11 protein-coding genes and 1 tRNA gene are annotated in these 14,208 nt (G+C 45.4%); 6 read left to right on the top strand and 6 right to left on the bottom strand.

Features of this window, described 5'->3' with window-relative positions; genetic code table 11:
- Positions 1–81: 81 nt before the first annotated feature.
- The 5 genes from V7S65_RS25860 (at position 82) to V7S65_RS25840 (ending at position 7,257) form a co-directional block, all read left to right on the top strand.
- A complete protein-coding gene (locus V7S65_RS25860) occupies positions 82–4,092 on the top strand; it encodes a response regulator (RefSeq protein WP_336389046.1) in 4,011 nt (1,336 codons plus the stop codon).
- 5 nt (positions 4,093–4,097) lie between these two features.
- Positions 4,098–4,472, top strand: a complete 375-nt coding sequence (locus V7S65_RS25855; RefSeq protein WP_111579949.1) for a response regulator — start codon at positions 4,098–4,100, stop codon at positions 4,470–4,472.
- Positions 4,473–4,474: 2 nt separating this feature from the next.
- Complete coding sequence (locus V7S65_RS25850) at positions 4,475–5,302, top strand: CheR family methyltransferase (protein WP_227024683.1); 828 nt, start codon at positions 4,475–4,477, stop codon at positions 5,300–5,302.
- Positions 5,303–5,321: 19 nt separating this feature from the next.
- Positions 5,322–5,894, top strand: coding sequence for a chemotaxis protein CheB (locus V7S65_RS25845; protein ID WP_111579950.1), 573 nt, complete (start codon positions 5,322–5,324; stop codon positions 5,892–5,894).
- A 79-nt stretch (positions 5,895–5,973) separates the two neighbouring features.
- Positions 5,974–7,257: a hybrid sensor histidine kinase/response regulator gene (locus V7S65_RS25840; protein WP_111579951.1), complete on the top strand. Its 1,284-nt coding sequence runs from the start codon at positions 5,974–5,976 to the stop codon at positions 7,255–7,257.
- Between the two features lie 53 nt (positions 7,258–7,310).
- Here the strand turns inward: V7S65_RS25840 and V7S65_RS25835 are convergent.
- The 6 genes from V7S65_RS25835 to V7S65_RS25810 form a co-directional block, all read right to left on the bottom strand.
- Positions 7,311–7,383 (bottom strand) — tRNA-Ala (locus V7S65_RS25835).
- A gap of 56 nt (positions 7,384–7,439) precedes the next feature.
- Positions 7,440–7,859 carry a response regulator gene (locus tag V7S65_RS25830; RefSeq protein WP_159454505.1) on the bottom strand — a complete coding sequence of 140 codons (420 nt, stop codon included), beginning with the start codon at positions 7,857–7,859 and terminating at the stop codon, positions 7,440–7,442.
- A complete protein-coding gene (locus V7S65_RS25825) occupies positions 7,843–8,940 on the bottom strand; it encodes a sensor histidine kinase (protein WP_079473588.1) in 1,098 nt (365 codons plus the stop codon). Before V7S65_RS25825 ends, V7S65_RS25830 begins: the two co-directional genes overlap by 17 nt.
- Positions 8,941–8,960: 20 nt before the next feature.
- On the bottom strand, positions 8,961–11,111 hold the full coding sequence (locus tag V7S65_RS25820; RefSeq protein WP_336389049.1) for a sensor histidine kinase: 2,151 nt from the start codon (positions 11,109–11,111) through the stop codon (positions 8,961–8,963).
- Between the two features lie 69 nt (positions 11,112–11,180).
- Positions 11,181–11,831 carry a hypothetical protein gene (locus tag V7S65_RS25815; protein WP_227024684.1) on the bottom strand — a complete coding sequence of 217 codons (651 nt, stop codon included), beginning with the start codon at positions 11,829–11,831 and terminating at the stop codon, positions 11,181–11,183.
- A gap of 86 nt (positions 11,832–11,917) precedes the next feature.
- On the bottom strand, positions 11,918–13,015 hold the full coding sequence (locus tag V7S65_RS25810) for an Rv1355c family protein (RefSeq protein WP_079473591.1): 1,098 nt from the start codon (positions 13,013–13,015) through the stop codon (positions 11,918–11,920).
- Positions 13,016–13,464: 449 nt separating this feature from the next.
- Here V7S65_RS25810 and V7S65_RS25805 point away from each other — a divergent pair, with 449 nt between their 5' ends.
- Entirely contained in the window at positions 13,465–14,193 is a 729-nt protein-coding gene (locus V7S65_RS25805; RefSeq protein WP_079473592.1) for a superoxide dismutase, read from the top strand.
- The last annotated feature ends 15 nt before the right edge of the window (positions 14,194–14,208 follow it).

Here is a 14,208-nt window from a genome sequence, read left to right as displayed (position 1 = left end):
TTGAAGTAAAATTTGCTCAAACTCTTTGTAAGCATAGATTGCAGGACAGTATCCCCATAAAAATTAAACAAGCTCAGGCAAATGAAGAAATACTTTATGCAGCTCCCTCTTCCCAGGAAGCTGATGTTAGTTGCTGTAATACCATTGGCATGCCTTGTATATTTTGGTATAGCTGTATTCAATAAACAGAGTGAAGATATCAATACCATCGATAACCTGGTGCAGAAAATTACCACTGCCACCACTATCATGAGAGTAGCCGATGAAATCCATATGGAGCGCAGGAACAGCGTAAACTATGTGATGCTGACCGGAAGCCTGAACGACCTGCTTATGCAACGCGCTAAAACCGATCTCGCCATCGATGCTGTAAAAGGCAGACTGCTGGCCAATGACAGCCGTTTCTTCCAATACTCACTGCTAAATACACTTCCCAAAAAAAGAAAGGACATCGATAACAAAAGCATGCCGCAACGGGAAGTGCTCGATTATTATTCCAACCTTATTTTCCGTCTGAACGACCTGGCCAATACCAACACCCCGGATATCCCGGTATTAAAAGCTGTTCAGCAGGATATGAATGCACAATACCTGCTGGCACAGATGGCAGCCTACCAGGGAATGATCCGCATGGATATTTATTATTTCATGCTGAAAAAAGAAGTGTGGCCGGAAGATTTTGCCCGCATAGAAAACAATGCCGACATGTATGCCGCCCTGCGCGCAGAGCTGGTAGACAAAGCCTCTCCCGCCGTTTCAAAGGATTATCTTAAAATGGAATCCTCCAATGAAATGACCATCACAGATGATTTCATTAAAAGCACTATCACCTCCCGTAAAATTGATACCCTGTTCAACGCAGACTCCTGGTGGGATAACTCTTCTTTAGCAGTAGATCAGCTGAAACAACTGCAGCGCTCCGTGATGGATAAAGTAGGCCGGGATGCAAAAATTATCTCCAAAAAAGAAAATGATCTGAAAACCCGCTACCTGCTGATATTGGTAGGTATCATCGTATTGGTGGTAGTATTTATTTCTTATACTATTAAGGGCATTACCGATAGCCTGGAACTGTTGCGGGCTGCGGCAGTGAATATTGCAAAAGGGGTACCCGGATCAGCGCCGGAGGTACACGCAAAAGATGCTATTGGCAGCCTGGCACGTTCTTTCGCCGTTATCGACGAAACCAGCCAGGAACTGGCCACTGCAGCCGATAGTATCGGTAAGGGCAATTTTAATATTGATGTGAAGCCCCGCAGCGAAGGCGATGTACTTGGCCACGCAATAGTGCAGATGGCCGCAGATCTGAAAACATTCCGTTATCATGCCGACCAGAAAATATGGATCCAGACAGGGCTTAACCGCATCAGCGAAACGCTGCTCGGTGAAAAGGATATGGATTCGCTCAGTAAAGACGCATTAACAGATATGGTACAATACACCGGCGCACAAACAGGCGTATTGTATATCCGGTATTCCGGTGAACTGCGCTTATCCGCTGAATTTGCACTGTCGCCGGCCCATCCGGCGCCACCCGTAATTGAAGTAGGCAAAACCCTGCTCGGCCAAAGCGTACTACAAAAGGAGCCGCTATATATCCGGGAAGCACCAGACGATTTCCTGCATATCGCCGGTGTTGCGGCTTCCGCACAACCCGGCCATGTACTCATCATTCCGCTCATTCATGCAGGCATCACGGAAGGCGTGATAGAAATAGGCTCCCTGTTCCCTTTTAAAGATAATGTGATCGATTTTGCGAAACAGGCTGCCGTTAATATCGCCATCGCCCTGCAAAGCACCCGGAGCCGTGCCCGCCTGCAGGAACTGCTGGAAGAAACCCAGGCCCAGGCAGAAGAGCTGCAAACACAACACAGTGAACTGGAAAGCCTGAACGTAGAACTGGAAGCCCAGACACAAAAACTCCAGGTATCAGAAGAAGAACTGAAAGTGCAACAGGAAGAACTGATGCAGTCGAATGTAGAACTGGAAGAAAGAAGCCGTCTCCTTGAAGAGAAAAATCAGATCATCGTGGAGCGGAACCTGGATATACATAAAAAAGCAGAAGAGCTGGCCCTCAGCACCCGCTACAAATCAGAGTTCCTGGCCAATATGTCGCATGAACTGCGTACGCCGCTGAATTCGATTTTATTGTTATCAAGACTCCTTTCTGAAAATCACGATGCCAATCTCAATGGCGACCAGGTCGAATATGCACAGGTGATCAATAGCTCGGGTAAAGGGCTGCTGACGTTGATAGACGAAATACTTGACCTCTCAAAAATAGAATCCGGCAAAATGGAACTGGAATTTAACCAGGTGTCCATTGCTGATATCTGTTCCAATATGCAGGCATTGTTTGAACCGATTGCCAAAGAAAAAGGGCTGCAGCTGCAAATCCATCAGGACGCTGCTGTGCCCGCCAGCATTGAAACAGACCAGCTGCGACTGGAACAGATCCTCAAAAACCTGTTATCCAACGCACTGAAATTTACTGCGAGGGGATTTGTCCGGATGGAAGTACTGGAAGGAGAAGCGCCGCAAACAATCCGCTTTGCAGTAAAAGATACCGGCATCGGTATCCCGGCGGAAAAACAACAGGTGATCTTTGAAGCGTTTCAGCAGGCAGATGGATCTACCCGGCGGAAATACGGTGGTACCGGCCTGGGACTGTCTATCAGCCGGGAACTGGCGAAACTGCTCGGCGGACAAATTACCGTGAACAGCAACAACAATGAGGGCAGTGAATTCATCATTGCCATCCCGGTGGTCCGCAAAACAGAAACATCCGTAAATAAACCTTTCGTACTGCCGTCACCGGTAGTGGAAGAAACCAACGGCGGGCAAAAGAAAAGATTCCTTTCACTTACCGTTCCGGAAGATGTTTATGATGACCGCGGCCTTATTGAAACCGGCGATTCTGTAATACTCATCGTGGAAGATGATACGCATTTTGCAAAGGCGTTGCTCGACTTCACACATGCAAGAGGATACAAAGGAATTGTATCCGTGCGAGGCGATGAAGCTGCAGAGCTGGCGCGTATCTACAAGCCGGTCGGTATCCTGCTGGATATCCAGCTGCCTATAAAAGATGGCTGGCAGGTAATGGAAGAACTGAAAAGTGATCCGGCCACCAGACCGATACCCGTGCATATCATGTCTTCCATGGAAGCAAAAAAAGAAAGTCTCCTGAAAGGCGCAGTCGACTTTATCAGCAAGCCGGTAGATCCGGAGAGCATGCAGCTGATCTTTGAAAAAATGGAATTTGTATTGCAGCGTTCCACCAAAAAAGTATTGATCCTGGAAGAAAATGCGAAACACGCCAAAGCGTTGGCTTATTTCCTCAGTAACTACCAGGTGAGTTCCGAAATCAGCAATAACGTGGAAGAAGGTGTATCCCTGCTGCAGCAGCATGACGTGGACTGTGTGATCCTCGATATGGGAATTCCTGATCAGCAGGCTTATGAAGCGCTGGAAATGGTGAAGGAAATAAAGGGACTGGAAAATCTCCCGATTATCATTTTCACTGGTAAAAGTTTATCAAAGGCAGAAGAACAACGAATCCGCCAGTATGCTGATTCTATCGTGATAAAAACGGCGCATTCCTATCAGCGTATGCTGGATGAAGTATCCCTGTTCCTGCACCTGGTATCTGAAAATGCGCCGGCAGCACAGGGCGGAAATGGGAAGATGGGCGTATTGAATGAAGTGTTGAAAGATAAAACCGTGTTGGTGGCAGATGATGATGTGCGCAATATCTTCTCTTTAACAAAAGCACTGGAGAAACACCAGATGAAGGTACTGTCTGCCATTGATGGTAAAGAGGCGCTGCAGCAGCTGAAGGAACATCCGGTAGACATTGTGCTGATGGATATGATGATGCCCGAAATGGACGGTTACGATGCTATTGCTGCTATCCGGAAACAACCGGGGCTGAAAGGATTGCCGGTGATTGCAGTTACTGCAAAAGCCATGATGGGCGACCGGGAGAAATGTCTGCAGGCGGGCGCTTCGGACTACATTTCCAAACCAGTGGATGTAGATCAGTTGTTATCATTACTACGGGTATGGTTATACGATAAAGCCATGAAATAGTTTGTATGGAACAGAAACAGGTATTAATTGTAGATGATGACGCACGCAACATCTTTGCGTTAAAGGCAGTATTGCGATCCAGGAATATTCCATGCGTATCTGTGAGCACCGGTGCGGAAGCACTGCAGGTGTTATCAGCAGAGCATGCAATAGGAGCTGTATTGATGGATATCATGATGCCCGATATGGATGGCTATGAAACTATTTCTGCTGTCCGTGCCATGCCCTGGAATAGCCGGCTGCCGCTGATTGCAGTAACAGCAAAAGCAATGGTAGGTGATCGTGAAAAATGCCTGGAAGCAGGCGCCGATAACTATATTTCCAAACCGATTGATGTAGATGAGTTACTGTTGCAGCTACAACAATATTTATCTGAGTAAACGTGAGCAGGAACCTGATAAGCGAACAGGAAGTATCCCTGTTGCTGAATGATATACTGGAAAGATATGGGTATGATTTTACAGAGTATGCCCCCGCTTCTATTAACCGGCGGGTAAATCATCTGTACCAGGTAGACCGCTTTCCCAGTTTTGCCGAATACCGGTACCGTATTATTTCGGATCCGGCATACGCATTACGTTTTGTGGAAGAAATAACGGTAAATGTAACAGAGATGTTCAGAGACCCTTCTTTCTACCAGGCATTGCGTACCCAGGTATTGCCGGTGCTGGCCACCTATCCGTTTATCCGGGTATGGCATGCCGGCTGTTCCACCGGTGAGGAAGTATATTCATTTGCCATCCTGCTCAAAGAAGCAAAACTGCTGCACAAAGCAGTGATCTATGCTACCGATATCAATGCGGGCGTACTGGAAAAGGGCCGCAAAGGAATGTTCCGGCTTTCGCAAATGCAGCAATACTCCCGCAACTATATGGAGTCCGGTGGCCGCGAAGATTTCTCATCCTATTATACGGCCAATTATGAATATGCCAAGTTCCGGGAAGACCTCGGGGAGAAGATCATTTTTTCTCCGCATAACCTGGTAACAGATGGCTCATTTAATGAATTCCAGTTAATCATCTGCCGCAATGTATTGATCTACTTTAGTAAAAAATTACAGGACAGGGTATTAACACTATTCAGTGACAGTTTGGAACAGCTGGGCTTCCTGGCGCTGGGAAGTAAGGAAACACTTAACTTCACCAGCGTAACCGGCAAATTCAAACAACTGGAAAACCGGGAGAAGATCTGGCGAAAGGTGCAGCTGTAATAACAAAACAAGAGGCTATATGACCACAGCACCATACTTAATTGTAATAGGCGGTTCCGCCGGAGGATTGCATCCTATCCTGACTTTATTGCCAGGACTTGTTGCATCGCTTCCTGCAGCCATTTTAATTGTTTTGCACCGCCAAAGCCATTATGAATCTGTACTAACAGACCTGCTGTCGGCTAAATCCACTTTGCCGGTTAAAGAGGCTTCAGAAAAAGAACCATTGTTACCGGCTACTATTTACATTGCGCCGGCCGACTACCATTTACTGATAGAAACAGATCATACCTTTTCCCTGGATGATTCGGAGAAGGTGAATTTCAGCCGGCCGAGTATTGATGTTACCTTTACATCCGCAGCGCTGGCCTATGGCAGCAGGATGACCGCCTTACTGCTTTCGGGCGCCAACACCGATGGTACCGAAGGATTAATAGATGTACACGATGCCGGCGGCACCACCGCCGTGCAGGACCCGGCCACTGCGGATTCGGATTATATGCCAAGACAAGCCATCCTGCACGCTCCCGTTGATATTATCCTGCAGCCATCCGAAATGGCTGCCTTCATAAACCGAATGGCAGAGGTATGATTATTGAGCTGTCAATGTTTAAAAGAATACATTGGGCCGTTTTCCACCCGTCGCCCTCTTGTTATAACGAGTATGTTATATGATCTTAATTGTAGATGATAAGCCGGAAAATATACTGTCTATCAGGAAAACCCTTGAACTATACCAGTTCGAAGTGGACACTGCGCTGTCTGGTGAGGAAGCGCTGAAAAAAATACTTAAACATAATTATACCCTTATCATCCTGGATGTGCAGATGCCCAGCATGGATGGCTTTGAAGTAGCGGAAGCACTCTCCGGACACAGTAAGGCGAAAGACATTCCGATTATATTCCTGTCGGCCGTAAATAAAGACAAACGCTTTATTGTAAAAGGATATGACTCCGGGGGGATCGACTATATCACCAAGCCGGTAGATCCTGACATCCTCCTGATGAAAGTAAAAACATTCTCCCGTCTTTATCAGCAATCACAGGAACTGAAGTTAATGCATCAGTCGCTCAAAGAAGAAGTAGAAGTAAGAAAGCTCGCGCAGGAAGCACTGATTGCACACCAGCAGCAGGTAAATGAAATGCTGGAGCAGAAAGTAAGGGAAAGAACAGAAGAACTGAGAGAGATTAATAAATCGCTGGAAGCCAGTAACCACGACCTGCAACAGTTTGCGTCCGTTGCTTCTCATGATCTGAAAGAACCCTTGCGGAAAATTCAGCTTTTCGGCGCTATTTTAAGAGACAAGTTTCTGCATACAGACCCTAACGCCCTTTCCTATATGGAAAGGATTGTAGGGTCGTCAGAACGCATGGCAAGGCTCATCAACGACCTGCTGAACTATTCCCGTTTATCCGGGGTAAGCATAAACGAAGTTACCGACTTCAATAAAATTATTCAGGAGATCCTGGTGGACCTGGAACTGATGATTGTTGAACGGGATGCGGTTATCACTGTGGAAAAAATGCCTCAGATTGAAGCGGTTCCGGGGCAAATACGCCAGGTGTTTCAAAACATCATCAGCAACGCATTAAAGTTTTCGCGGAAAGATATACCCCCTCAGATAGATATCACCGCAGATATCGTAACGGATCTAAACCCCGATAGTGCGGCCTTTGAAGGAGGTCAATACTGCCGCATCGTTATCCGCGACAACGGAATCGGGTTCAATGAAAAATATCTCTCTAAAATATTTACCATCTTCCAGCGTCTCCACACTTCCGATCTTTATGAAGGGACCGGCATCGGGCTGGCTATCGCTAAAAAAGTAATTGATAAACACGGCGGACTTATCACCGCCAGGAGCAGGGAAGGAGAGGGCGCTACCTTCATCATCGTATTACCTCTGAAACAAACCAGGCCCGTGGCCACCAGTTTGAGCGATGCATTTGCCTGATCGCCGGGTACACACATAAAAAAAGCCCGACACATTGTGTCAGGCTTTACGGGTGGAGGATAACGGGCTCGAACCGTTCACCTCAAACATGCCATGCTTGCGCTCTACCAGATGAGCTAATCCCCCGTTTATTGCTTTCTTCGGGATGCAAAAATATATTTTTTCCTGTAAACACCAACATTTTATAGAAAATCTTTGAAAATTCCTTCCACAGTTTCCTTTAAATCCTTTAACAATAAGGGTTTCCGGAGCAATTTAATTACCATAGGATTCGCGTTGGTACGGGTAATATCTCCATAATCCAGGGAGGACGACACCATTACGATATGACATTGGGACTTAATCTTACTGGGGTAGGAATCAAATGCCTGCAGAAATTCAAAGCCATCCATCTCCGGCATCTGGATATCCAGCAGGATTACAGTAGGCGGAATTTTGGGAAGGGCAATATTGGAAGATAGGAATTCCAGTGCCTTATTGGCATTTACAAACGAAATCACCGTTCTGCTGATTTGTTGAAATCCGATCAACTTCTCATGCAGCAACAAATCAATCTCATTGTCATCAATCAATATGACTCGCAGGTCAGGTATCGAATTCATTTCTGTTAGGGATGGTAATTTCAAATTGGGTGCCCTCTCCATACTTGGACTCTACATTGATGGTACCGCCTATCTTACTCAGCGCTTCCTTAACAATATACAAGCCAATACCACTGCCCGGTTTATTATTATTTTTGGACCGGAAGAACATCTTGAAAATATTGTTCAGATGTTCACTTAAAATTCCGATCCCGTTATCACGTATACAGATGGTTGCTTTGTGAGGTTCCACTTTAACCGCCAGGTTGACCATTGGATTTGTTTCCTCCGGCTTCTGGTATTTAACAGCATTTGAAATAAGATTGTTTAAAATAACACTGATCCGGAAGGTATCTCCCCTGAAATCAACCGCCTGCTCCACGTTGGTTTGAAAACGGATCTGGGTATTCTGCGGTTTAAACGCAGTGATGCAGTCGTTCAGCAGCGTGTTGAAATCAATTCTTTCATATTCTATCTCCAGCCGGGAATTGCGGTAATACTCAATGATCTTCTGGATAAAATCATCCAGCTTTAACACACAGGTTTCTACCATGTTTATATAACCATTAGGATCCACCACAGAATTATCCAGCCTGGACAGATTGATAATACCCAGCACAGACATTAGCGGGGAACGGAGGTCATGTGAGGTGGAATAAATAAACCGGTTCAGTTCATCGTTCGTTTTCTCCAGCTCTTCTATCTTTTCCCGGAGCTGCTTCCGTGTACGGTATATTTCGTAAGCGTTATTAATGGTTTTATGCAGCTCATGCTCATCCCAGGGCTTCTTAATATAAGAGTAGATGTGCCCTTTGTTAATGGCATCGATAATATCTTCCACATCGGTATAACCGGTCAGCAAAATACGCATCGGGTCAGGCAGGGTATCTTTAATTTCATTGAAGAATTCCACACCCGTAGATACTGGCATTTTCTGATCTGCGATGATAATATGCACCATGATCTCCTTCAGCAGCAATTTTCCTTCCTGTGCCGAAGTAGCCGTGTAAATTTCATAACTTCTGCGAAAGCTTGCTTTAAACGCATTCAGATTATGAATCTCATCATCTATGTATAATATTCTTATGCGGTTTTCTTTCATTAAAAGACCCTTATGGTTAATTACGATAAATGATTTGCGATACTGAGTGGTAAATATATAATAAATTCCGCTCCTTCACCGGGCGCCGAATTCACAACTATCTTCCCTTTATGCTTCTCAATGATACTGAATACGATAGATAATCCCAGCCCGGTACCTTCCCCTACATCTTTGGTGGTGAAAAAAGGATCAAAGATCTTTTCCCGCACGGCTTCCGACATACCAATACCGGTATCTTTGATGGTAATAACAATGAAACTGTTCTCCTGCCTGGTAGTGATGGAGATAAATTCATTATGATGTTCCTTCTTGCTTTTGATAGCGTTCAGCGCATTGCTGAAAATGTTCATGAACACCTGGTTTATTTTACCGGCGTAACATTCTATCTTCGGCAAGCCCGCATAATCCTTTATAATGTTCACATAAGGCGGTATGGCATTGCGAAGCAATACCAGCGTAGAATCCAGTCCTTCATGGATGTCGATGGATTTTACCTCGCTTTCATCCAGCCTGCTGAAAGTGCGTAACCCCTTCACAATTTCTGCGGTGCGCGCTGCACCATCTTCTATGCCTTTGATAAGCGAAGAAATTTCTTCGTGGATATAATCAATATCAATTTCTTTCTTGAACAGGGCAATATCAGCCAGCGATTTTGAGATATCGGTACTCACAGGTAATTCATCATAGCGGTTTAACAGCTCTCTCAGATCAGCAATATCCAGTTTCAGCGGTTTGATATTGGAAGTAACAAAGTTGATCGGGTTATTGATTTCATGGGCAATACCAGCCGTAAGCTGACCAAGCGATGCCATCTTCTCCTTTTCCACCAGCCGGGTTTGGGCATCTTTCAGGTTTGTTAACGCATTGTTCAGTTCCAGGTTGGTAGCCTGCAGGTCTTCAGTTCTGTCTTTTACTTTACTTTCCAGTATGATGTTTTGTTCCCTTACCAGTCTTTCATTTTCCTGAGAAATAGCCAGTGCCATTTGCTGCGATGCTTCTTTCTCCGCCTTAAACACATTGATCTTATGCGCCAGTGCAAACGACAGCAACAGTACTTCCACACCGGAACCGATCTGCAGCGCATAATAGGTGAAGTTGTTATATGGCAGGACATTGAAATTGCGCAGTACGAAAACGAAAATACTGATGAGGAATATTGACCAGGCTATCAGGAAGAAACGCGCTGCATTTACCCCCTTCAGGCTGATACGGTAGGCAACAACAAACGCCATTACCGCCGCCAGGAAAGCATCCAGCTGCACCAGTATCTGCGCGTAATTATACATGTCCAGGAAAGTAGGTATAAAGCAAAGCAGGTACAGTACAATCACTGCATTCATCAGCTTATGCCCCAGCGGGTAATTCACTTTGGTAGACAGGAACTGCTGAATAAACACCAGCGCCGTAAGACCATTGAATACCGGCACCAGTACCGTGGCATGCATGGCCAGCCACGGACTGTTAGGATACAGGAAACGGAAGGAATACCCCTGCAGCGTTACCTGGGTAAGGCCCACGCAAATAATATAACTCACGTAAATGAGGTAGCTGTTGTCGCGGGTAGATATGTAAATGAAGAGATTATAAAAGGCCATCGCCAGGATAACGCCCACGTATATACCAAAAATCAGCTCCCGTTTGTTGTTCTTTTCAAAGATGCTTTCCGGGGTGCCCAGGTAAATAGGTAGCTGTAACTGTTCTCCTGCCTTTACTTTCAGATAGAACTGCCGCGTTTCATTGGGCAGCAGCCGTATTGGGAAATGATAGTTCTGATGATCATATCCCCGGTTTTTGTAAGCGGTAAACTCCCCCAGGCGTGTTTGCCTGATAGTGCCGTCCGGCAACAGTTCGTATAGCGTGATATCATCAATAATAGGGTATTCTACTTCCAGCAATAACTTCTCGGCTTTCGACTGGTTGTTGATGGAAAACCTGGCCCATTGCGTATAGGGTGTGATCTGCAGGTTAGGTACCTCCTGTCCGGAAACTTTAAATGCCTGCATGGGAGCGGAGGCGATTGTGAGGGTGTCTGCATTGTCGGTATACAGCTCAAGATATCCACCTATCTGCAGCAGCGATCTACTGTTTTTGAACACAACAGGTTGTGCCGTTACATGAAACAGGACTAACAGGGTAAAGATTGACCATAAACCAACAATCTTGGACAGCATCACGAAATAGATTAAGTATCAGGCTTGAATTTATATGTTTTTTCAGAAATACCGGCCCCGATTAATTGTTTATGGGGTAAAATGTGCGTGTGTAGGGATCCGGAGGCTATAGTTTACCTCGTAGGAACCCTTTGGACCCACTTCTATTTTAGACTGCATTGGATTTTCACGCAGGTCTGAAATCAGTAATTTTTCTTTTGGATCGGCATGTGGCAGGTCGTAGCAATCGTTGATCACCATAGCGGTAGCCAGGAAGTCGTCTTTCGGGTAAAAGAACGTACCATTGTTTCCCAGTGATTCATCTATTACAAAACCTACGCGTTTTCCTACCCGGGTGGTGATAGGAGCGCACAATACATGATAGGTGTCTATTGGTAGCTGTGCGCCCAATACAACACCCACTCTTGCCAGTACCTGGCTGCCGATTCCCATTCCGGCCACTTCTTTGGAATTCCACATTCCGCAGATCTCAGCACTACCTTTTTTTACGTATGAATATATTTTTGGATCGTATTTGCCTATCGCCGTTTCAATGGGCAGTGGCAACACGCCGTCAGCAATCTGCACGCGTGCCCCACCATATGTTTTGGTACGAGTATCGTCCTCCACTATGATCACTATTGTATTTTCATGTTGCATCCAGTCAGCACTGCCGGATGTTACCTGGGCAATACCGAAATAGATTTCCAGCAACTTGAGGTGACCGGTATAAAATCTCATGCAAGCCTCAGGATCATCCGGAGCCCTAAATACCCTTACATTAATCATGACATTGCGGAATAGCGCTTATACAAGGCATAAGTATGTTAAACAATCAACTGCTCGAAATCTATGTAATACCTGCCTGAACTCTTTAACTGATCCAGGGCAATGCGACGGCATGTGTCGGCCACCAGTGCTCCTCCCAGTACAACTGAAGAGGCCAGCTGGGGCCAGGTGGTAATGGTTTTACCAATCTCACCCAGGGAAAATTTCATCCTGGAGGATGCCTTGTCCAGCGCCAGCATGGGGCTGAAAATAGGAAGTTTCTCCGCATCCGTCAAACCCTTTAAGGTGTCAATATCCACCTCCGGTATCAGACCGTGCATAAGCGGCCTGTCCGGTTCAAGATCAAACCGCTCAATATCTATCATACCTCTGTCGTTCATTTCCATAACAACTGGTATCTTCAGTGCCTTTGCCTTTATTCTGCTTAATATCTTAATATCCACACCATCACACTCTTCCACGAAAATGTCCAGCACACCGCCATTGGTAAAGAAGTCGTCCATGTTGGCTTCAGTCATGCCATCCTGGTAAATGCTTACTTTGATGAAGGGGTCCAGCTCCGCAATTTCCCGGGCGGCTATTACCACTTTCGGCAACTGGATATTATGTACCCCGCAACGGATCCGGTTCATGTTGGTCAGCTCCAGCCGGTCGAAGTCCGCCAGCCGTAATTCGCCGCAGATACGCTCCATCACCAGGGTTAGTGCGATGGATTGACCAACCGACAGGCCCACAATGCCGATCTTCTTTTTGGATAATACCGCAATTTCTTCTGCCGTAATTTTATGCTGGTTCCTGCTGGTACGTAACTCAATAAACTCCGCTTCATTTACCAGGTGTACTACGTGATCACTCCAGGGATAATATACCCATACCCCATATTTTTCCGGGGAAACTCCAGCAAGATGTGCCTGTACTTTTTCCTCGTACTCCGCGGCAGTCAAGCGTTTAGTAGGATTCCTGATTTTCATCAGCTCCTTTAACTGAGAGTCGATATGGTCGTTAATTCGTAGGTGCGGACGGGTTTTCAGAAGGGTTTCGAAGGACTGAAGGTCTTGTGCCTTCTTCAAATCATAAAAAACAGGCTTATAGTCATTGTTTTCAACCTGTTGTTTCCTTAGGTACTCTTGTATCATGTTTCCTGCTTTATCGAGGTTGGGCCAGGATTGCTTGCACTGGATTACGCTATATCATCGTGTGTAAAGCAATTCCTGTTGCTCTTTAGTATTCGCTTAAAATATTAATTATATATGTGATCGGTTATTACGTTGGCGTATTGGCGGGTTAATGAACAGGTTTCTTTGTTTGCCTGCCAGGCCCGGGATAAATATATCTGGCAATCATACAATTAACTACAATTCATCATTGCAATCATGATATGAATGTATGGTAAAATAGTAATTTAATATGAAAACAAAGTAAAAGTTTCCCTTTATTTTGATATTAAATCCTCATTTTTATACTTTTACCTTACTTTTAATATTACTTTTCATCTCTCCCCACCAAAGAGATTTGGTTTAATATTTGCGGCTTTCCCCGCCTGACTCGATCTTTATTACTCAATAATATATTTAAATAATAAAACATGGATAAGAGAGAATTTCTCAAGCTTACCAGTCTTGCCGGCGCCGCCATCCTGAGCGGGCCATTGAGCAGCCTGGCCACTTCTTCTGTATCCGGACAGCCGGCCTTTGCCGATCCTAAAGCACCCTTTGTTCTACCTGCGTTGCCTTATGCATATGATGCCCTGGAGCCTCATATCGACAAGCTCACTATGGAAATTCATCACGATAAGCACCATGCTGCCTATGTGAAAAATCTGAACGATAACCTCGCCGGTACTGCCTTTGCAACACTGTCGCTGGAAGAAATCCTGAACAAAGTAACAGATAAAGATAAAGCTGTTCGCAATAATGGCGGTGGACATTATAATCACTCCCTCTTCTGGACGTTATTATCTCCCACAAAGAAAACACCTTCTGATAAGCTGAAATCAGCCATCACCAGTGCTTTCGGCAGCTGGGAAACATTCCAGACAAAATTCAATGATGCCGCAAAAACTGTTTTCGGTTCCGGTTGGGCATGGCTCATCGTTACCCCGGAGAAAAAACTGGCCATCATCAATACCCCTAACCAGGACAATCCGCTGATGCATAATATCGTGAAAGATAAAGGCACACCCATCCTGGCACTCGACGTATGGGAACATGCCTACTATCTGAAACATCAGAACAAACGCCCGGAATATATCGATGCTTTCTGGAACGCTGTAAACTGGGATGAAGTAGAGAAAAGATATAAAGCAGCCGTATAACTTAACGGATTTATT

This window comes from Chitinophaga sp. CCNWYY40 (assembly GCF_037483205.1).
In the GTDB taxonomy this organism is placed as follows: domain Bacteria; phylum Bacteroidota; class Bacteroidia; order Chitinophagales; family Chitinophagaceae; genus Chitinophaga; species Chitinophaga ginsengisegetis.
Note: the sequence above shows the minus strand (reverse complement) of the source record. Positions and strands in the feature narration are given on the sequence as shown.